The sequence below is a fragment of the Halorubrum tibetense genome, assembly GCF_055396225.1.
In genome coordinates this window covers 2,664,541-2,685,023 of record NZ_AP043742.1, presented here as the reverse complement: position 1 = coordinate 2,685,023, position 20,483 = coordinate 2,664,541, and the positions used below count along the sequence as shown (strand labels likewise).

The following is a 20,483-nucleotide window of genomic DNA, read 5'->3' as shown; positions in this document are numbered from 1 at the left end:
CCATGCTCGCCCGGTCAAGAATTGACCGAACATTCGTTTGATCTGCGTATGTTTGTGTCATAGTGAGCTGTTCGAGGCTTCGAAGTCATCAAGTTCTGCATCCAAGACTGCATCAAGTTCTCTCAGGAATTCCTGCGGCTCAGAGAATGCTTTGTAAACGGAGACAAATCGAATGTAGGCTACCTTATCGAGCGTGCGGAGGTTCTCAGAAACGAGTTCGCCGATGAGACTCGAAGAGACGATACGTGCCTCTCGACCTTGCAGTTCGCTCTCGATATCGTCGACGAGAGCAGTCACTGTTGTCTCGGTTACATCCCGCTTCTCAACGGCTCGCTCGATCCCTGCGCGGAGTTTCTGTCGGTCGAACGATTCGATGGTTCCGTCGCGTTTTTTCACTTGGAGGGACTCCCACTCCGGACGTTCGTAGGTCGTAAAGCGGAACGAACAGCGTTGACACTCGCGGCGCCGTCGGACGGAGGTTCCGTCGGCACTGGTCCCTGTATCGATGACGCGTGTTCGCTCGTTCCCGCAGTCCGGGCAGTTCATAGTTGTCACTGCTTAATCCTCTAAGATCTTAACCCTATATGTGGTGTCTCTCGATTTTGACCGCAATATCTGGTGGTGAAGGCTGTCACATAAAACTTCCTCAATAGAATTGATGTAGTACAATTAAAATTGATTGGTGGGGTGGATGATTGGGATCATATGCATTGAGAACACCAATCTCAACTACTGTGTGCCGATCGCCACCGGTGGCGTATTTCCCTCAGTCTGCTTAGCAATTCCCTAGATGCAAAGGTATAGCTACCACAGATGTGCTTTAGCGATTACGTCGATGAACGCGAGATCATAGTCCATACTTCAAACTCCACAAAACGTCGACCACTTCAAGATGATCACGCTTGACGCAGTTCTGTCTCGAGATCAGGTAGAACCAGATGTGGTTCCTGCGATCCAAGAGAACGTGTGGCCAAATTTGTGGTTCTCCTTCAGAGTCACCAATATCTGTACGAGACATCTGTAACGGGTATCTGTATCCGCGAACTAGATGGCCTCCTGAAGTTAAGATCACCTCCTCTACGTATCGATGTCCACACACCCATTCCAGATTAGCGTCTGTGGTATACATCTGTAACGTATATCTGTTACAGAGATTAACTGGGATCACTTCCTACTGCACTTCGTGTGAAGACCTACTCCAGATTTCTGTTATAAATATCTGCAACGGGTACCTGTAGCAGATATCTGTAACAGATTATTGCCACAGACATATTCCTAGGTCGAGTACTCGCAATGTAGTTTTCTATTCCAGACGGACTATACAGACAGAAATTACAGATAGCTACTACAGACAATTTGTTGAACACTCTTACACCTCTATAATTGCGACATAGGAGCAGTATCCTACGGTATCAGCACTACTAGCCATGAACTACAGAGGAAATCACAGATATAAATTACAGACATCTGTTACAGATTGCTGCCCCGATCGTCTGACACAGATATATGTAACAGGCATGCAAATGAGCAGGTGTATGATAACGACCGCCATCTACGCTGAGTCCGGGGGGACGTACAAAACGACCATGACGGCGAATCTCGCAGTCGCGCTCAAGCGGATGGGCCTTGATGTCCTCGTGATCGACTTAGACCCTCAGACAGGCAACCTCACCTCACTCTTCGATATTGGAGAGAATCGTGGAGACCCGGATGCAGACAATCTCGTAAAGCACATTTTGGAAATGCCTGATGGCGACTTTGACGATCTCATCGAGACCTCCGAGGAGGGCGTCGACGTCATTCCGAGCCACGACATGCTAGGAGACTTCACCTCCAATCTTGAGCAGAAGATCTCCTACGAAACGGGGGTGAAGGGGATCTCCCGTGAAGAGTACCCACGCTTCGAACTCCTATACAATCTCCTCTGGGAGCGAGAGCAGTTGAACGAAAAGTACGACGCGGTCCTCATCGATCCTAACGCACGGGCTGAAGACCTCCTCTACAATGCCATCTACGCGCTTCGGACACTGGTGGCGCCCGTTAAGCCAGCTGGAAAGGGAAGTCTCAGCCTCGACGGTCTCGAAGAGATGGTCGGAAACATGGAAACTGCGCTGGACATCGAAATCGGGCTTTCGTGTGTGGTCCCATCCGGAGTCGGGCAGACGAACGCCCACAAGCAGTATCGCGATCAGTTCGAAAATACGGACGCCTTCGCAACGCCAGTTTCGATCGGATCGCGAGAGAGTCTGATGGACGCCATGTGGGAAGCCCGTGGCTCTGCGTTCAAAGTCGTTGAAGAGCGGTGGAAGACCTACGAAGAGAATGGCGAGATGGTCACAGAGAAGGGAGAACGTAGAGTGCCTGACCGTGAACTCGAGACGTTGGAGAAGCTTTGGCAGCTGGCAGGGTTCATAGCGACAGAGACGTTCGATGTCGACGTCAACGACGAGCTCGTCCTAGACATCGATGACTACGGGACTGAGACGATACGGGCTGACCTCACGACTGAACCGGAGGTGGCTAACTAATGGGGGGCGATTCATTCAAATCCGGGTCAGGAAACCTCAACTTCGGAGACAGCGAGGAGGAAGAAACAGATGACGAACCAGAAGAAGCCGGTAATGTTGCGAACGAGGAGGCAGATGATCAGGAACCCGAGGTAGCCACCTCAGCCGAAGAAGACGAAGGCCAGACTTCCCCAAGAGCGAATGATGCGAACAGTACCAGCGAAGAGAGCACAACGACCACCTCGACAGCCGGTGATACCGAAGCACACCAGACAGGTAGCCATCGGTATCCGTACTTCGTTCGTCGAAATAACGTCGGGGACGAACGAGACAACCGGCTTGAGCTCTTCGCTCGTGATGAGGTCGTTGCCCGAGAAGCGGAGTTTCGAAGCCAGCTTGCTTCGGAGCTCGGGACGGATGATATCGCGAAGACGGACGCCCGTGAGTATGCGCTTCTCGCGGCGTTTGACAACGTGGAAGCCGTTGCAGAACTGATGAGAGAAGACGGGTACGGCGAACTCGATTAGCGGCTGTTCATCCGTCTTTATTTAAGCCTCACACCTCGGTTGTGTAGCGGTAGCGAGTGTCTCTTGTAAGATTGGTCGTTGCTTGTGGATCTTTTGAGCGTCTTCGATCAGCCGGTCGAGGAGCGGCGGTGGTGAGTAGCCGAGGAACTCACCGAGTTCGTGGAGAATGAGCTGGGCGTGCGACCGGAAGGTCGCCGCCCAGCGCTCTGTCGGAAACACAAGCCCATCATCCGCCTGCTCAGTGACTAGATCCAACAGATCGCAGCTTACAAGCAGCGACAGCAGCGCCGCGTACAATAAGATCCTCACCACGTGTTCCTCACTCGTGTCGAACTCGTCCAGTTCGTACTGCGTCTTCAGCTCCCGGAACAGCAACTCAACTTCCCACCGACAGCGGTAGATCTCCGCTAAATCCGCCGGAAAGAACTCTTTCCTCGCTAAATTCGTCATGTACAGGTGGTAGTCGTCGGCGTCCGCGACGAGGACGCCGACGACGCGAAATCGCTTCGTATCTAGCGACTGTGTCCCATTGTACGGCCCCCGTTTGAATTCGACTCTGACCTCCACATCGATGTATTTCCGGTCAAGATCATCGAGAACAGCTCGGAGCTGCTTGCCCTCTAAGGGAATGGCGCAGCCGCGCCATTCCCGTAACTCCCCCGTAATCAGCGGATTCGCGCTCTGCTTCAGCCGACTCACAAAGTAGCCGTCGTTCTCGTCGATCAGCGCAAATCGGCGGTACTTGAAGTAGGCGAGATCGAACAGCACGAGGCGATTCTCAAGCCACAGCCCTGTTTTGAACAAGGTGCTGTCGTGCGTTTTCTAGTTAGCACTATCAAGCCGTTCAATCGTCTGCTCTGTGGCATTGTGGAGCAGGTGGAGCTTCGCTCTAGCCTGCTCCTCGCGGCGGGCTTCGAACTGATCTGAGAGAAATTCGTGTAACCGCAACACCGTTCCATCAGAGATCATCACGTCTCTAAACCGGTCGAGATCAGCGTCAACAGCGGTAGGAACAGCGACCTCGTCGAGCGCGGTCTCGACGAGGTCGCGGAGGTACTCCGGAAGCGTCGGTGTCAACCGCTGATAGAACCCGCCCGGAGAGACCGTCTCATCGGCAGTAGAGTTGTAACAGCGTCTAAACCCAGCGAGTGTTCGGCTTTCGCCTGCGGCGAAGCCGAACACGAACGCCCAAACGAGGGCAGGGATCTGGAGCTTGCGGTCACGTTCGACCACGCCGAGTTCCTCGGCGTGCTCTTCGAGGAACTCAGAGGAACAGTGTAGTGAGCCGACGCATAATCCGAGATGAGGAGTCCTTGTCGTGCACAGGCTGGACTTCCTCATTCGTTTCGAAAGATGCCTCGATAAGCCGCCGCTATCACGCGGTTTCTCGCTTAACTAAAGACGGATGGACAATATGGATAATGTCGAATGAAAGGAACGCATCAATATCTATCCATCAAGATTGTGGGAATTCACGGTCTTCGAGGATGAGTCAGTTTTGGATTGAATCGGCATCAATCGGGTGCGTAGGCGTCCGCCACACAATCACGAAGTTCCTTTGGCGTCGTCCACGTGTACGCACGGTCCACGCGCTCCATCGAGAGGAGATAGTGTGCGAACATCCCGTCGTAGGCCGCGTACTGTTCCTCCTCAGTCTCGTAAGTTCGATAGAAGGCCCACGTCCGTTTTCGATAGGTCGGCTGATCGATGTAACCCGCTTCCCACGCGTGCCCGCCTTGGGAATGTTCGTACACCCCCACGATATGGTCCGCATAGCTGACCAGTAGCTTGAATTTCGACGTGAAGAACTCCGAGATGTCCAGAATATCGTCCATCAGGAACGCGTCGACCCCATCATCGGAGTTCGAAGCTGCGGCATCGATCGCGAGTTGGTCGCGAACAGCCTCCAATCGTGGCCGCTCCTCCTCATCGTAGGAACCGAGAACAAAGTAGGACGTGTTGTTAATGAATCGTCCGAGGTCCTCGTGCATCGCGGTCTGGATCGCCTCGACCCGTTCGGGTGTGAGCGTCTCGCCCGGCTGTTCACCCAATTTATCGATGACTGCACGGGTAGCGTCGTCGTTGTTCATACTGGGCCTCATTCACCACCGCCACCTAACGGCACGGAAATACGACTGGAAGTGGAATACGCAATCACTTTGGGCATCAATTCGAGTTTCACCGAAATGGTTATCCGATCGGGAGAGAAACACAGAGACACAATGTCCCGGCCCGACGCCACCCCGCTCACGCCAGCCGAGAGTTCGGCCGGACTCGATCCGATCGCAGCGTTTAGTGTCCTCGACGACACGACCCGTGCGAATATCATCGGGACAATCGTCGGTCATCCGAAAGGCGCGCCCTCGAAGAAGGAACTCGAATACTACAATCCGAGTATCGCAGCGTCGACGCTCACCGACCACCTCATCCGGCTGGAAGAAGTGGGACTGATCGAGGCCATCGAACAGGATCGTGAGGGGCTCGAACGGGGTCAGCCGTACCGGTTCTTTCAGTTGACCGACGCCGCCCGCGAGCTGTTCGACCGAAACAACCTCTTTGAGCCCGATGCGTACCGAGAACTGTTCGCCGAAGTCGAGAAAACAGACGAAATCACGGCCGCCGAGGGTGTCGAGCGACCGAACGGACGAAACTGAAACCCACCTAAGGCGTACGTTCTGCCGGTCAGAGAACTCGACGTCTGGGATATTCCAGAAGCGGAACCAGCGCAGAGCCGACGCGAGAGATCAGCTCGATTTTGATTCAGAACAGACGAATCGAACAGAAGGCACGCATCAATTCCATCCTCCGAGGCTGTGACCCTCTCAACGTTGAAGCGGTCTTAACCAATACCTACCGGTTCCCATCACTAGATGTTGGTTAACGAGAGCGGATCGCCTATCACCGAGCGGTCGGAATCGGTAGGTATGGTCGGAACCTTTCGCTGGTGCTGACGAAGACACAACTGAGATCCAAGCTGAAATCGAAGAACTGGAGCAGCGTATCACCGAGCTCACCAGTTGTGACCTCGGTCCGCTCGGCACTAACCCCCAGTCGCTACGACGCAGTTGCGGTGTGAGTCGTCATTGGTCTCGTCGTCGCTATCAGTCACTTCCTTCGTGTCGGCAAACCTGACTGGGCCGTGTTCAAATGAGTATACGTGCTACCGTAGTTCCATCTGGATAATCCTGGAATAGTATATAGATTGAACAGTTTGTAGACCCCCAAAAAAGAGCTATTTAGGAGGGTTGTGTCGAAAATCACTGTGTGTAAAAAAGAAAACAAACATGATGAGGTACCTCCGGAATCCGGTGAACCAACAAATCCGGATGCACCACCTGATGCGGAAGAAGCGGACTCCACACCAAAATCTGATGCTGACGAGACCTCCGCTAGTGCTTCACTCAGCGGGGAGATCGATGCTGACGAAGCGGAAGACTTCATCGAACAGATCGAATCCGAACAAGAATATATTCAGATCACCCCCGTGCGTGAGGAGGTGAACTCAGAGACGGTCAAGCGAGAACTCTACGGACTCCACCGATACGGAAACGGGCGCAAGCTCCCACTCGATATGGAACTCCATATCGCCGGCATTGAACCCGTCTCAAACTTCGAGTTCATCATCTACAAACCGGAGGATGAAGCTCAATTCAAGTTCTTCATCGGACCCGGCGACCGCGGTGAAGTCACCTGCGACCGACTCGAAAGCACCACACGATCGCAGTATCCAGAGAACTTCGAGTTCGGACGGGAAAGCTTCGACATCACGAACGTCTTCGATGAGGTCCCCGAGATGGTGCGGTGGGAGGGCGTCGAGGAGAAACGACGAGACTGGATGACGACGCTCTCGTCATTCGACAACGAAGCGATCGAACGCTCGCCACTCTCCAATCTCCTCGAAACCATCATCCAATCAGACGGCGCGGTCCTCTTTCAAGCGGTTTTCGAGCCACGCGCAGACTGGTCTCCGAAGGCCGAACGCCAGAAAGGAAACCTCAAACAGGGCGTCCACACGACCGGCGGACTTGTCCTTCGGACAGTTCTCGACGGCGTCCTCGGCGTCTCTGATGAAGAGCGACAGGAGCGCCACCGGAGTGATACACCGAACGAGATTGGCGGCTCAATCCACGACTCACAGACTGCGGGCTACCGCTCAGGCACGGGACGGATGGGTCAGATCGACCTGAAAGATCCATCTCACACATACAACGTCACGCTCCGAGCGGCCACATCAGACACCGAGTGTGCCCGAAATCTTCAGGATTCACTCAACCATCTCAGTGGGAAGTTCTACTCAATCGAAGGGAACTACCTCGGTACGAACGAACCTGAGTACAAGCGGATGCTCAGCCACGGGATCACCTACCCGAACGGGCTGGAGTCCTGGTCGCGACAAAAACCGATCCTCGTCTGTAACATTGACGAGCTCTCAAACTTCATCACGGTCCCGTCAATCGACACGCTGCCGAAAGCGAGTCGAGGTGGGACCGGGGGGAGACCGACAGCGCAGTCCCCGCTCACCTCGCCAAACGAGGAAGTATTCAAGGAGTTCTCGACCGGCATGACGATCGGTCATGCCGTCACCGCACTCCGAGATAACTCCGACGAGCCGGACAAGATCAGTACCATCCAGAGCAAAAATGAGTGGTGGGACCACCTCGCGAAGCGGGATGCGCTCTCACTGTCAGCAGATCATCTCACCCAGCACTACATCCGCGCAGCAACGACTGGGAGCGGGAAAACGGTCGCGACAATCAACGACATGCTCACCACACACCACAATCTCGAGGGGCCGACAATCCTCATCGATCCCAAGGACGGCGAGATGTGTGAGAACTATCTGCGGTGTCACCGGACATTGTTCGGCAACCTCGCAGACGTCGAATACATCCAGATTCCAGAAGCGGAGGGCAAGGTTCCAGGGATGCCATTCTTCGACCTACGGCCGCTCACAGAGGGTGCGGGACGGACCCGAGAGACAGCCAAACAGGACATCATCGACCATTATTTTCAGTTACTCAGATTCGTCCTCGGGAAGAAGACAGTCGAACAAGCGTTCGTCGCGAACGAAATCCTCACCAACCTAATCAAGGCGCTGTTCGACCGCGAACACGGGAAAGATTACTTCTCGATCGGTGAGCTCATGGAGGCCGCACAGGTCTTCCAGAAGTACGGCAAGCAAGTCGAAGATCTCGACGAGGACTACGAAACCGTCCTCAAAGCCATCCCGCAAACGGTCGACACGCAGGTGAAGTCCATCCTCGAGTCGCACCTTGAGAAGGACGCGCGCCAGTTCATGAACACGACTGACGCGGTCCTCAACCGGATCCGAAAGCTGAAAGAGCGCGACTTCATCTGGGATATGCTGTCGTACACGGTCGATGACGAGTACTGGAACGACAACACAAACTGGTACAACAAAGAGCAGATTCCGATGCTCGACATGAAGAGCATCCTCAACTCGAACAAGGTCGTCCTCATCGACACGGGAAGTCTGCGCGGGGCCAGCAGCGAAGTCTTCACCGTCCTGTTCTTGTCTCATCTGTGGACTTCGGCGCAGTCAATCTGGACGCCAGACGATGATGAATACATCACGAACGTCATCATCGAGGAGTCTGCGAACATCGCTCGCAACGAAATCGTCTACCGAGAACTCCTCCCGAAGGGGCGTGAGTTCAACCTCTCGCTCGGGCTCATCATGCAGTATCCCGAGCAGGTACTCGGAGATAATCCACAGGACAACCGGCGGGCGTACAAAGAAATCCTCAACAACATCAACACGAAGATCATCGGCAACGTCGCGACGGACGACCTCTTAGCCGAGTCGCTGTTCCATGAAGATCTCGAAAACGACGAGATCAAAGACCGTATCGCGGGGCTCCGACGCGGAGAATGGCTCGTCCAACTCCCGTCGACAGGCTTCCACAAACAGAAGCCAGAGATACTCACACTCCGTCCGCTTCCCATCCCGCCAGGGCATAACGCAGGGTCGTTCAACGTCAGCTCGCGGGGTGAACAAGTCCGTGAACGAAGCCGAGACCGACACTGCGTCAACCGCCAGCACGAAGCGATCGACATGGACAGCGGCGTGAAGACCGGTCCTGGTGCGGACGAAGACGAAGACTCGGACAGTGATGGAGACAATCCTGAAGACTCTGAGGAGTTCACAGGCGATCATGAATCCTTCCTCCGGATGGTCTTCGACGCACTCACAGACGGGGTGACTGGCTACCACATCAAGGACACAATGAACGTCCTTCCGTACAGCGAGACGGCACCCGATCTCATCGAGTGGGGCTTCCTCGAGAAGTTCGAACTCGGTAACAGACAGGCGTACTACTGGCCGACAGACGAAGCAAACGTCGTCGTCGACAAGAATCTCGCGCCACGAGACGGTGGTGAGTACGGTCGGGAAAGCCCGGAACACCGGGTCGGCGTCAGGCTCATCGACGCATACTACGACGGGCTCGGCTACGAAACATACATGTACTACACCCCCGAGGGCAGCGAACTCAAATTCGATCTCTACGTCGAGGCGACAGAGGAATCCCCCGACGATCGAGACAAAGTCATCGAAGTTGAGCTGTCTCCGGAGAAGCGACGACACGTCGTAGACGACTTCTTCAAACTCCGAGACGCAGATGCCGACGCCATCTGGGTCGTCAAAGATGTCGACGGGATGCGAAAGCTGCTGTCGTCGCTCACTGGTCAGCTCGGGTATATTGAGGCACGAGAATCAGACAACTTCGAAAAGATCAGCGACGAACTTGACGCAGAAGGCGCGCAGAAAATCTTCAGCATCAACAAACTCAGAAAGGACCTGGGAGACGACTAACAACCACCTCAGCAATATCTCGCGGTTGTCTCAGCAATATCTCGCGGTTGTCTCAGCAATATCTCGCGGTTGTCTCAGCAATATCTCGCGGTTGTCTCAGCAATATCTCGCGGTTGTCTCAGCAATATCTCACGGCCAACTAGGGCCGTGTAGACCACAATCTGTGACCATCTAGAACAACAATCTGAGGCCATAGAATTGTTTTCACCCACACCCTGAGAAGCTTCATCCATCACTAATACAACGAACTCTCATCTGGCAGAGACCAATACAAACTAACGAAGAAAGGCGACCCAGATTGTATCGTGTGCGGATACCGCCCACGCGACAGGACCACCGAGCGTCAATTCTCAGACCCAGATACACAAACGAAACCGCCCCATATATAATAAATAAAACAATAGCTGGATAGAGAATCTAATTAATGACAAGACGGGACCGCGAAAGTACCCCCTCCTCATTAAACCCTTAATGACACGACGGAGGGCGATATTAGGAAGATTATCATTAACCAATTTCTTGATGATCCAGGAGCCCGACCCAATCTCATCAAAGATGTAATGACAAGACAGCACCGTGAACTCAGGGGGTGTTCATGAAATCAGTAATGACACGACGGAGGCCGAATACAGGCATATCGTAATGAAACAGAGAATCCCACTCACAAACACATTGACACTTTCGAAAACAAGGGTTAATGACTAGACGGGAGCGGGTTAGGAGCATATTTTCATTAATCCTATAATGACCAGACGGCGGGCAGATTTGACGCTTTTGTAATGAGCACCCTCGAATCCAAAAACACAGCTAATAATGACATGACGGGAAGCGGGTTGGGGTACTTTGTAATGAATATTGTTTGTTTGTTGACAAACGCAATAATGACAAGAGGGGAAGCTTATAGAGGTGTTTCTTCATTAACTAACCCTATCCGATAATCCCGCTGGTTGGGTTCTGAGGGCCTGAGAGAGCTTTAGAGATGTTCTAATATATCTCTCAACCTCTCCGGTTAGGTTCCGCGAATTCACAATGTTAGGGGCTTAGAGAGCAAAATGACCAGAAGGTCGACCGCGTGGCGAGGAGACGGGGCGGAGCCAGGAGAAGAAGAGAGATCAGAAAAATCGAGCGAGATATCGCAGAACGCATATCAGAAATCAGATACTGGATTAGCAAGGGAGAGACGAGTCGGTCAGAAGTCGAGATAGACGACGATCGGGAGGGTGGCCCGTCCGGACAGAGTGGCTATCGCAACCAAGCGAGTAGACGTCCCGGTGGGCACACCCACGGAGGAACGACGATCGACGCCCGGCAGAGACAGTCGCGTCAACACAGCCACTCACTTTCAGTATGGGGACAGGCAGAGACAACGAGCCACGGGCGGGGCAGATACAACCAGGCGGGCAGCGATGACCGTCTCCACAGTCCGGCTGGGTATCACGTGAGGACACTCGCTGCTGGGAGAGTCGTGACTAGTCCCTAGTGCTATAGATGATGTCTACTGATTATCAATCCTTGTTACTCACCAGACACATTGATTACCCACTACGCGAGAGACATCGCGATGCCGACGAAAATCTCCGGCTACGTAGCCGACGAATTAGCGGACCTCATCGATGAGATTGCAGACTACCACGACATCCCCAAAACACGAGCACATGAACTCCTCCTTCGAGAAGGAGTGAACAACCGCCACCAGCGGATCAAGATGGAGCAGATCAACATCAAGGTCGAGCGGGTGCTTCGAGAGATAGATGTCAACACGGATGGCGAGTTCGGCGAGGAGATCGAAGCGCAGAGCGAGAAGATCGGGAACATGCCCCTGCCCGAAGGAACGACTGGGGTCGACCTCGTCACACCACATCCGTACTTCGGCGGAGATGGCTGGTACCACGACCCAGAAGATCACCCCTACAATCAGTAAGTAGAACTGACGGCCGACGGGTCGCGACACACAGGTTCCGGTAGGGCTGTTCACTCCATTTTGTCTTGTCTCTCATTGACCACACCATTTTGCGAGTGCTCTGGGTCGATTACATTATTCATGGACCCCCCACACCGGTTTTCCAGTGTTCTTCCAAGCTTTATGGGTCCAACCCGCGTAGTCACACGTGGGATGTTCACATGAAACTCGCATTGATCGGGGTCGGACAGGCGGGTGGGAAGGTGGTCGACGAGTTCCTGGTCTACGACGCACGGACAGGCGCAGATATCGTTCGTGGAGCGATCGCCGTCAACACGGCGAAAGCAGATCTCCAGGGAATCGACCACCTCCCGACAGACCGCCGGATTCTGATCGGGCAGTCGCGAGTGAAGGGACACGGCGTGGGCGCAGACAACGAACTGGGTGCAGAAGTGGCCGAGGAGGATATCGACGAGATCCAAGGAGCACTCGACTCAGTGCCAGTCCACGAGATCGATGCGTTCCTTATCGTTGCGGGGCTTGGTGGCGGGACGGGCTCAGGCGGGGCACCCGTGATTGCCAAGAACCTCAAGCGGATCTACACCGAACCTGTGTACGGGCTCGGCATTCTGCCCGGCAGTGACGAGGGTGGGATCTACACGCTGAACGCCGCTCGATCGCTCAAGACGTTCGTCGACGAGGTGGACAACCTCATGTTGTTTGACAACGACGCTTGGCGCAGCTCGGGTGAATCCGTTGGCGAAGGGTTCGACGCGATCAACGAGGAGCTCGTCCAGCGGTTCGGCGTGCTCTTCAGTGCGGGCGAGATAACCGAGGGAAGCGATGTCGCTGAAAGCGTGGTTGACTCTTCGGAGATCATCAATACGCTCAAAGGGGGCGGGATCTCTTCGCTAGGCTACGCCGACGTCGAGGTAGACGAGCCAGAGCGGAAGGGATTGCTCTCGCGACTCCGTGGCAATACAGATAACGGGATCGACAGTACAGAAGCGACCAACCGAATCACGAGTCTCGTCCGGAAAGCAACACTCGGTCGACTCACGCTGCCCTGTGAGGTGAGCGGGACAGAGCGAGCGCTGCTTGTGGTTGCCGGCCCACCAGAGTATCTCAATCGGAAGGGAATCGAGCACGGTCGCAAGTGGCTCGAAGAACAGACCGGATCGATGGAGGTCCGTGGTGGTGACTATCCACGACGTGGGGAAGGGACGGTCGCAGCGCTCGTGCTGCTCGGCGGCGTGACGAACGTCCCGAGAGTGAAAGAGCTCCAGCAAGTCGCAATCGAAGCACAACAGAATCTCGGGGAGATCACTGACGAGAGCGAGGACCGTTTCTCGGAGCTGATGGATAGCGACGAGGAGTTGGAGTCGCTGTTTTGAGATCGTGGTGGTCTATTTGTCGTATCGATCTTCGAGGTCGTCGAGTGCTCGCCAGAACTGCGTGTTGTTAATCTCTGACTCTGTCGATGCCCGGGTTTCCAAAACACCCGCGTACGTCTCGAAGTCCTCGGGACTGGGATCGGTCGCCAAGACACAGTCGATGTATCCATCGAGAGCTGTCTGGAGAGTCTGTGCGTAGTGGTCGTAGGACCCGTCGATCCAATTAAAATTCTCATCGACTTCCTCGAACACTGCCCGATAGACGGTCGCAGCGGCGAGGTATCGATCGCGCTCACGGTACTGTTCGGCAATATCGAAGAATCGGGAGAAGTCGATCGCTTCGAACACGACCGGGTCGGCGTGTTGCTCGAACAAGTGGCTAATTTCCTCGCGGTACTCATTGACCGATTTGTGTTCGTCACCGAACTGCGCGAGAAACTGTTCTCGGACCGTACTGTGAGTGGCAAGAATCCCGTGGACGAACGCACGCAGCTCTTCGACAGGGACGTCCGCAAGGAGAGCCTCGATACGCTCACTCTCATCTTTTGGCGGGTCGCCTGCGATAGCGAGGAGCACCGCGACGACGTGTTTGCAGTCGCCATGGCCGTCGTATGGACAGGCACACTGAGTCTCGAGAGTTCGGCCACCGAATTTGATAGTCACGTCGTATGGGTTCGATCCGCTGACAACGGCCGACACGAGATCGTCGAACCGGTCGAGCTGCTGGATCCGTCCCTCCCTGCGATAGGTTTGCCCCCGCTCAAACACGGGATCGGTACATCGGTCCTGGATGGTTTCTGTATCAACATTCATGCGGAGCCCTTCCGAAATCACTCTACTGGGACCTCGGTACTCTCGTCACACTTGTGGCCGCCACCCCTCAAAAGCGTCTCTCTTGAGGTCTTCCACAGTTACGAGCACGAACGAATACTTGAGTGAGGATATCGTGGAAACTTATTGGAGACCTCCACCACTTGCCGGTGTTCGACCACCGTTGGTGAGCCCGCCTGCTGGACCCGCTGTGCCATTTGGAAGATGACTGAGTCTGTTACTACATTTGGGCAGTCAACTGTTTCTCACGGCGCTGTCAGGGGCCTTGTGGTCGAGGAGCTGTCAACACCCCACCTCGACCATGTCAAATTCGAGTCGCTACGCTTGTGTGTCGGCTCGAGATTCAGGCCTGACTCACTTGGCCTACTCCGTCTATGAGTAGAATGAGAAGGTCCGCTGTAGTGACGGATTGTTTTTACCCACCGGTGGTGGATGGAGCGTAGTTTAAGAGGTGATTAAGAACACAAGGTGATTCTGACTGTAGAGGCCCTCAAATGGCCAAATAACCGACCCCCCAGTTTGTGATACTCTTATAAAAGTTACAAGCAGTTCTCCACAACTCACGCACGACATGCACGATTCCTGACGGAACCCTCCGGCGCTTGGACGCCGGAGGAGTCGTGCTGCCACCCAATGACAGCAACCAACCCAAACAGGGTCAGGAGTGATAACTCTGGTTTCCAGAGTACCTCATTCGATACTGACCCACTGACACACCGCGTCGAACAGTCCAGTTCTCAAATCCCGCCGAACCGTCGCCAGCGAAACGCCGGTCGAACAATCATCGTGGGGTCGGTCTAAGTGACCGAAGCCACCGACGATCCGACCGCTTCTGCCATCCCGATGGATCCAGACCGTGCGTTCAACGCGATCGCAAACAGTCGTCGCCGGCGCGTCTTGCTCTCACTCTCACAGTCGCATGGAGCAACTACCGCAGGTGATCTGGCCGTCGAAATCGCTGCCATCGAGAATGCGATCGACCCCAGTAGAATCGGGAGCAACGAACGCACCTCAGTCTACATCTCGCTGACTCAAGCGCATCTCGAGAAACTCGATCAGAGCGGTGCCATCGCGTATGATGACCGTTCAAAAACGGTGACGCCGACGGACGCTACCGAGCCGCTTGCAGAATACATCCGCCGACTCCAGACTGCGTGTTACAAGCCAGATTCGGAGGAATCCCGATGACCGAGTATCACCCAGAAATGGAGACGCTCAGAGACATCGACACGAGTTTTCACCGGCTGTTCGAGACAGTCAACGACTCTGAGGCGCCTTCCATGCCGGGAGATGACCCACTCTCCACACTACGGCGGGCACGGGCACAAATCGACGCCGCACTGTTCGCGTATCGTCGCCGAACTGAGGACGCTACACTCGCTGATGACGGGGCGTGTCTGCTCCAGTGGGACCCACCGAGTGCTCCGCCTCGCCGCCTCCGGTTCGAGCCCGACAGCACTGGCGAGACGTGGACCCGTCGCGAATGGGAGTGGACTGGCGCTGAGTGGCGTCCCTGTGGGAGTGACCGCCTCGACAACGTCGAGATACGTGCTCCAGCAGCGGCGCGGTACCCAGAGCCAGTCGATCCCACACCGATCGAAACGATGCTCGAGTGGACCCGCGACAGTTGGGCTCGTCCGGATCCGCCTGCGCTCGTGTTCGCGAAGACGGCCACCACCGAGCAGGGCGTGGTCGTTTCCGTCGACGGCGAGCTACGCTACCGCGAGCGCGATAGCCCACAGTGGTATCCTGCGACGACAGACGAGTTCTACCACCACCTTCGCACTCACGGACAGCCAACGCTCCTACCGCTCTCAGAAACCGCACTGACTCGCCACGACTTCACTCCCAGCCCGCTCTCTCAATGACGGACGAAACATTCTCGCTTCCACCGGGATTCGATCGTGGACTCACCCAGCTTATCGACGCGATCGAGACGCTCCGGGACGCTCTCTCAGACGAGGAGACACTTACGACCGTCCAAGCTGTCACCACACGGCGGCGGTTGTTCCTCGCGCTTTACGCGCTCAAAGCGATCCGTCGACAGCTTGCGGATACAGAGCATCGCCCGTCCCAAGGCGATCATGAGGTGGTGACGTGGGATGGCCCTGCTCAGGCACTGTATCATATCGAACTACGTCTCGATCGGCTGCTTGAGGATCTCTCCATTCAGGGGTACGACCACTCCTCACAAGAGTATTCGATCGAGCAAACACTCGAAACGATTCGAGACCACATCGTCATTCTTCAGGACGCACTTTCTGAGGGGTCGACGGACAACTCCACGCTGCTTGAGAAACTCTCCAGTCACCGATCTGTCTATGCAGACGTGGCTGGGCGTGGGGTTGGCGATGGGCGATGGCTTGAGTATCAACTCCAGCGCGCGTTGATGCGGTGGGGGTATCGAGCAGCGACGCGCCAGCACCTGTTCGGTCTCGAGGTCGACGTCGTCGCCAACCGGAAGCCAAAACAACAGCAGCCGACTGATTGGATTGTCGCTCAGTGTAAAGACTGGACAAGCGACACGATCACGCCATCGACGATCTTCCGGCTGTGTACGATAGCGTTTGCCTGTCGGGCAATGCCGGTCCTCTGTCATACAACCGAGCTCACACCGAAGGCTGAGAAACTCGCCCGTCACTTCGAAGTTCGGGTCCTCGATCTGCGGGATCTTGAACGAGGTGCGCTTCCTGCACCCCAAGTGTACAGCCTGTCGGCTGAACTCAACGAATGGCCTCCAGAGTATGGGGTACGTGACGATCGGGGGAGTCTCCCCTTGATGTTCTACGGAGAGCCTGGCAAACGCTTCAGCTACGTCCCTGGCTTTACTCCCGTGGGGATGGATTACGACTACGGCCCGATCGATACCAACCGAGACGACGATACGCATCCCGCAGCTGGGCACTAAATCCCTGACTCATTCGTCTTTAGTTAATACTCACAGGAATACCAAATAACCGTGTTTCGACGGTGGATCCCGTCGTAACATGCCCGCTGCGAAGCAAAATACGGTTTTCAAATCGTGTGAATCGTCTGTTCTCAGTAGCAAGAGCGACTCAGTCGATATTTTCTACCGTCTAATACTATGAGAAATGAGATTGAATCAAAATATAACCACCAGTCTTAGCTAAAGACGAATGGGTTGTGCGTGCATACTCGATCGTTCGGACAGAGAGGCTAAAAAGACAGAGCGTGACAACCAGCACACCTCTCGTCGATATCCAACAGACCCCCTGTTTCCGCATAATCGAAGGCTCCACATGCCACGACGACACACAGCCGGGGACACACCCCTCGTTTCCGCATTATTCACCCAGTGATTTGGAGGACCTCAACAGCGGTCCTCCACGAGTATTATACTTAAACGGAGTCTATACGCCAGTACCGGATCGTCTAATAGTGCTGTTTTTTGGTGTCTCCAGTCTACAACACAACAACAACAATACATTAAACAAAAGATATATAATTATACGGAAAGAGCGAGGTGAGATTATCGGGGAGGGTGTGATTCGGCTTCGAGACAGACGCTCTGGTATCCCCACACCCAGTAGCGAGTATTATGCGGAAACGAGGTGTGGGTGTGGTATATAAAACCCGACTTATGAGGAAGTTCGAGAAAATGCGGAAGGAGGGGTTTTATAAATGAATGTGTGTATGATACTCGTAACATAGAGCCCCATGTCGCTGTTTGAAACCGACACTAACGTCTTCGAGAACGAGCGCGCGTTGATGGAAGAGTGGGTTCCTGATCGCCTCCCGGAGCGCGAGCCCGAATTGGAAGAGATCGCAAAGAGCTTTCGGACAACTATCCGCTCTGGGATCGAACCGAAGAACGTCCTCATCTCCGGGAAGACCGGGCAGGGGAAGACCGTCACCGCCCGTGTTGTGTTGAAGGAACTTCACAACTACTGCCAAGAGAAAGATATCGACCTCCGGACGTTTGAGGTGTCGCTGAAAGACGTGAACACCGCCTACCAGTCCGTCGGGAAAATTCTCACCGAGATCGAGCCCGAAACGACAGAGCGACCGAAGGGGCTTTCGCTCACCGATCTCAACGAGCGGATGTTCCGCCGACTTGATGAAATCGGTGGGTACATCGTATTCTTCCTCGACGAAATCGACAACCTCGGGTCTGACGACGACCTGTTGTACCAGCTCCCACGGGCGCGGTCGAACGGGAAGATCACGAACGCGCACCTATCGATTATCGGTATCTCGAATGACCTCCAGTTCAAACAGGATCTATCCGCAAAAACGAAGGACAGCCTCTATGAGAACGAGGTTCACTTCGATCCATACGACGCCGACGAGCTTCGGTCTATTCTGTACGACCGTGTCGAAACCGCGTTCAAACCCGGTGCAGTCGATGACGGCGTTGTCGGGCTGGCTGCCGCGTGGACAGCAAAAGATACTGGCTCTGCGAGACAGGCTATTCGACTCCTGCATGAAGCCGGGGATATTGCTTGCGTTGAGGGAAGCGATATCGTTACTGAGGCGCACCTCGACAACGCCCGAGACGAACTGGAGGAAGTGAATATCGTCAACAAGCTCAAGGACTTGACGATCAACGATCAGGCGCTCTTGATGGCGCTGGCGATACTCGAATCCCGTGGAGACACGCCGGCACGGACGAAAGAGGTCTATTCGGAGTACAAACGCGTCGCTGACGCGATCGGGACGAACCAACTCACGTCGCGGAGTATTCGTGACAAGCTCACGAACCTCGATACATACAATCTGGCGATGACCCACAAGCGGAAGGGCGGCGTGCAGGGCGGGGATTACTACCTCTCAGAACTACGCGTGAACCTCGATTCGCTATTGGAAGGATTCGAGCACGTCGAGGACTTTGACGGGATCGTGCAAGACGTGGATACATTCAGTCGACAGAGTACCCTGTCGTAGGACTCAACTTTCTCGCGGGTGGCCTGTTCGTTGCTGGTTGCCTCGTTCGGTACCTCTCGAAGGAACGGGGGCATATCCATCATCTTTCAATCATTTGGTCGTGTCACAAAGTCCTCTAGAGTTCAGTAGCAACTGGCTCCCGTGAGGAACGGGTTGCCTCTGGTGTCCAACCTACGAGGCAACCCATGCACGCTACAATCGACGTGCGGTTGACCGTTAGCATCGACGACGACAAAACGATACCGCTGGCCACGTTGGCTGAGTTCATCACTGATCAGAACGTCGAATCAGTCCTCCTCGAGGGGCTGGTCGAGAGCCTCGACGCGGCCCGCGTCGAGGCGCTCTGTGGCGAAAAACATGCCACCGGCAACGGTCAACAGAGGTTCCAACGAACTGGAACCGATACCCGCACAGCCGTCACAACCGCTGGTGAGCACGAATTTCCCCTTCATTACGTCAAAGATACCGCCGCTGACCAGGGCGAATCTAGCTACTTCCGGCCCGTCGAAGACGTTCTCGACTTCGACGGGCAGAACCGCTATCAACAAGATATCGCCGCCAAGAGCGTCGATCTCGCTACCTCTCTCAGTTACCGTGACGCTGCTGACCACGGCGACGGCATCTTCGAGAGGATGCCGTCGCCGACCACGATTAATCGCCGCGCCAGAGAATACGGCAACGAGCTCAAGCAGTTCCTTCCAGACTGTGTCGCTAACACAGACGCTGACGCCATTATTCCAGACGGCACGAAGTGTCACAGTCAAGACGAGGACCGCTCGTACCACTCCGTCCAAGCCACGCTGGGCGAAGACACTGCCGAGGAGTCACACTCCCTGCTGGATCTCTCTGTCAACGCTGACTGGGATGAGACAGCTGCCGAACTTGATGACATCGACGCAGTCACTGACGACGCGACGGTCGTCAGTGACGGCGATAGCGGCATTGTCACGGCATTCACTGACGAACACCGCGATCATCAGCTTGACCTCGTTCACGTGGGCCGAACGCTGGATTACAACCTCTGGGATGACGGTGTGTTCTCTCTGGACCGGCGCAACGAAATCGTCTCGGAAGTGATCGACGAGGTATTCCATCTGAAGAACTCTGTTGCCAAGCATCGTCCAGAAGAAGAGTTCGCGGCGATCCGCGAGCGGATCGCGCGAACGACCGAGCGCATCAAGAAGACAGCGTGGCAGCTGGATCAGTACGGATCAGGGAAGGCTGCGGGGTATCTTCGGCGGTGGTTGCCGTCGATCGTGACGTTTGCCGAGCAGGCCGTCGAGGGGTTCGAGGTGCCGTGGACCTCGAACCCCGTCGAACGGCTGATGGGTGAGGTCAGCAAGCGCTGTAAGAACCAGTGGATGCGCTGGACAAAGGATGGATTGGAGGCGATACTCCAGCTTCGGCTGGTGAAGTACGCTGATCCAGAGTACTACCAATCGTTCCTTGACGAACTGCTCCAACGATCGACCAAAACAGCAATGAGCTGTGAACTCTCAGTTGAGAGCACCAGAGGCAAACTCTAGACCGCTTTGCAACACGACCAATCAGGTGATGCGGTAACTGATTCAATATGCGACAAAA

At 54.9% G+C, this 20,483-nt stretch carries 14 protein-coding genes and 1 pseudogene; 11 read left to right on the top strand and 4 right to left on the bottom strand.

The window, feature by feature from the left end:
- Positions 1–57: 57 nt before the first annotated feature.
- Positions 58–546, bottom strand: a complete 489-nt coding sequence (nrdR, locus tag ACZ5TV_RS13255) for a transcriptional regulator NrdR (protein WP_128904686.1) — start codon at positions 544–546, stop codon at positions 58–60.
- A gap of 989 nt (positions 547–1,535) precedes the next feature.
- On the opposite strand from nrdR, the gene ACZ5TV_RS13250 reads away from it, so the two are divergent.
- Positions 1,536–2,528 (top strand): ParA family protein, encoded by a 993-nt coding sequence (locus ACZ5TV_RS13250; protein WP_379778098.1) that lies wholly within the window; start codon positions 1,536–1,538, stop codon positions 2,526–2,528.
- Entirely contained in the window at positions 2,528–3,034 is a 507-nt protein-coding gene (locus ACZ5TV_RS13245; RefSeq protein ID WP_379778100.1) for a DUF7970 domain-containing protein, read from the top strand. Before ACZ5TV_RS13250 ends, ACZ5TV_RS13245 begins: the two co-directional genes overlap by 1 nt.
- A gap of 21 nt (positions 3,035–3,055) precedes the next feature.
- Here the strand turns inward: ACZ5TV_RS13245 and ACZ5TV_RS13240 are convergent.
- Positions 3,056–4,328 (bottom strand): annotated as a pseudogene (locus ACZ5TV_RS13240) (IS4 family transposase).
- A 220-nt stretch (positions 4,329–4,548) separates the two neighbouring features.
- A complete protein-coding gene (locus ACZ5TV_RS13235) occupies positions 4,549–5,124 on the bottom strand; it encodes a DUF8170 family protein (RefSeq protein ID WP_379778102.1) in 576 nt (191 codons plus the stop codon).
- A 132-nt stretch (positions 5,125–5,256) separates the two neighbouring features.
- Here ACZ5TV_RS13235 and ACZ5TV_RS13230 point away from each other — a divergent pair, with 132 nt between their 5' ends.
- The 4 genes from ACZ5TV_RS13230 (at position 5,257) to ACZ5TV_RS13215 (ending at position 13,163) form a co-directional block, all read left to right on the top strand.
- Positions 5,257–5,688 (top strand): helix-turn-helix domain-containing protein, encoded by a 432-nt coding sequence (locus ACZ5TV_RS13230; RefSeq protein WP_050022831.1) that lies wholly within the window; start codon positions 5,257–5,259, stop codon positions 5,686–5,688.
- A gap of 608 nt (positions 5,689–6,296) precedes the next feature.
- Positions 6,297–9,869, top strand: coding sequence for an ATP-binding protein (locus ACZ5TV_RS13225; RefSeq protein WP_379778104.1), 3,573 nt, complete (start codon positions 6,297–6,299; stop codon positions 9,867–9,869).
- A gap of 1,561 nt (positions 9,870–11,430) precedes the next feature.
- Positions 11,431–11,790 (top strand): hypothetical protein, encoded by a 360-nt coding sequence (locus tag ACZ5TV_RS13220; protein ID WP_379778106.1) that lies wholly within the window; start codon positions 11,431–11,433, stop codon positions 11,788–11,790.
- 200 nt (positions 11,791–11,990) lie between these two features.
- A complete protein-coding gene (locus ACZ5TV_RS13215; RefSeq protein WP_379778108.1) occupies positions 11,991–13,163 on the top strand; it encodes a tubulin/FtsZ family protein in 1,173 nt (390 codons plus the stop codon).
- Positions 13,164–13,175: 12 nt separating this feature from the next.
- Here the strand turns inward: ACZ5TV_RS13215 and ACZ5TV_RS13210 are convergent, their stop codons facing one another.
- Positions 13,176–13,976 (bottom strand): SWIM zinc finger family protein, encoded by an 801-nt coding sequence (locus tag ACZ5TV_RS13210; protein WP_379778110.1) that lies wholly within the window; start codon positions 13,974–13,976, stop codon positions 13,176–13,178.
- An 861-nt stretch (positions 13,977–14,837) separates the two neighbouring features.
- Here ACZ5TV_RS13210 and ACZ5TV_RS13205 point away from each other — a divergent pair.
- The 5 genes from ACZ5TV_RS13205 to ACZ5TV_RS13185 all read left to right on the top strand — a co-directional run bounded on the left by ACZ5TV_RS13205 (position 14,838) and on the right by ACZ5TV_RS13185 (position 20,425).
- Positions 14,838–15,182, top strand: a complete 345-nt coding sequence (locus tag ACZ5TV_RS13205; protein ID WP_379778122.1) for a DUF7344 domain-containing protein — start codon at positions 14,838–14,840, stop codon at positions 15,180–15,182.
- The gene (locus tag ACZ5TV_RS13200) at positions 15,179–15,862 is read left to right on the top strand and encodes a hypothetical protein (protein ID WP_379778112.1); all 684 of its coding nucleotides are present in this window, start codon (positions 15,179–15,181) and stop codon (positions 15,860–15,862) included. Before ACZ5TV_RS13205 ends, ACZ5TV_RS13200 begins: the two co-directional genes overlap by 4 nt.
- Positions 15,859–16,902: a hypothetical protein gene (locus tag ACZ5TV_RS13195; protein ID WP_379778114.1), complete on the top strand. Its 1,044-nt coding sequence runs from the start codon at positions 15,859–15,861 to the stop codon at positions 16,900–16,902. The genes ACZ5TV_RS13200 and ACZ5TV_RS13195 overlap by 4 nt, the downstream gene beginning before the upstream one ends.
- An 821-nt stretch (positions 16,903–17,723) precedes the next feature.
- Positions 17,724–18,899, top strand: coding sequence for a Cdc6/Cdc18 family protein (locus ACZ5TV_RS13190; RefSeq protein ID WP_464383908.1), 1,176 nt, complete (start codon positions 17,724–17,726; stop codon positions 18,897–18,899).
- 185 nt (positions 18,900–19,084) lie between these two features.
- Positions 19,085–20,425: an ISH6 family transposase gene (locus ACZ5TV_RS13185; RefSeq protein WP_464383907.1), complete on the top strand. Its 1,341-nt coding sequence runs from the start codon at positions 19,085–19,087 to the stop codon at positions 20,423–20,425.
- Positions 20,426–20,483: the final 58 nt, after the last annotated feature.

Excerpts from the sequence above, each read along its gene's own strand:
- ACZ5TV_RS13230 (WP_050022831.1), top strand. The coding sequence starts at position 5,257 with ATGTCCCGGCCCGACGCCACCCCGCTCACGCCAGCCGAGAGTTCGGCC.
- nrdR (WP_128904686.1), bottom strand. The coding sequence starts at position 546 with ATGAACTGCCCGGACTGCGGGAACGAGCGAACACGCGTCATCGATACA.
- ACZ5TV_RS13235 (WP_379778102.1), bottom strand. The coding sequence starts at position 5,124 with ATGAACAACGACGACGCTACCCGTGCAGTCATCGATAAATTGGGTGAA.
- ACZ5TV_RS13245 (WP_379778100.1), top strand. The coding sequence starts at position 2,528 with ATGGGGGGCGATTCATTCAAATCCGGGTCAGGAAACCTCAACTTCGGA.
- ACZ5TV_RS13195 (WP_379778114.1), top strand. The coding sequence starts at position 15,859 with ATGACGGACGAAACATTCTCGCTTCCACCGGGATTCGATCGTGGACTC.
- ACZ5TV_RS13190 (WP_464383908.1), top strand. The coding sequence starts at position 17,724 with ATGGAAGAGTGGGTTCCTGATCGCCTCCCGGAGCGCGAGCCCGAATTG.
- ACZ5TV_RS13205 (WP_379778122.1), top strand. The coding sequence starts at position 14,838 with ATGGATCCAGACCGTGCGTTCAACGCGATCGCAAACAGTCGTCGCCGG.
- ACZ5TV_RS13220 (WP_379778106.1), top strand. The coding sequence starts at position 11,431 with ATGCCGACGAAAATCTCCGGCTACGTAGCCGACGAATTAGCGGACCTC.
- ACZ5TV_RS13215 (WP_379778108.1), top strand. The coding sequence starts at position 11,991 with ATGAAACTCGCATTGATCGGGGTCGGACAGGCGGGTGGGAAGGTGGTC.
- ACZ5TV_RS13250 (WP_379778098.1), top strand. The coding sequence starts at position 1,536 with ATGATAACGACCGCCATCTACGCTGAGTCCGGGGGGACGTACAAAACG.
- ACZ5TV_RS13185 (WP_464383907.1), top strand. The coding sequence starts at position 19,085 with ATGCACGCTACAATCGACGTGCGGTTGACCGTTAGCATCGACGACGAC.
- ACZ5TV_RS13200 (WP_379778112.1), top strand. The coding sequence starts at position 15,179 with ATGACCGAGTATCACCCAGAAATGGAGACGCTCAGAGACATCGACACG.
- ACZ5TV_RS13210 (WP_379778110.1), bottom strand. The coding sequence starts at position 13,976 with ATGAATGTTGATACAGAAACCATCCAGGACCGATGTACCGATCCCGTG.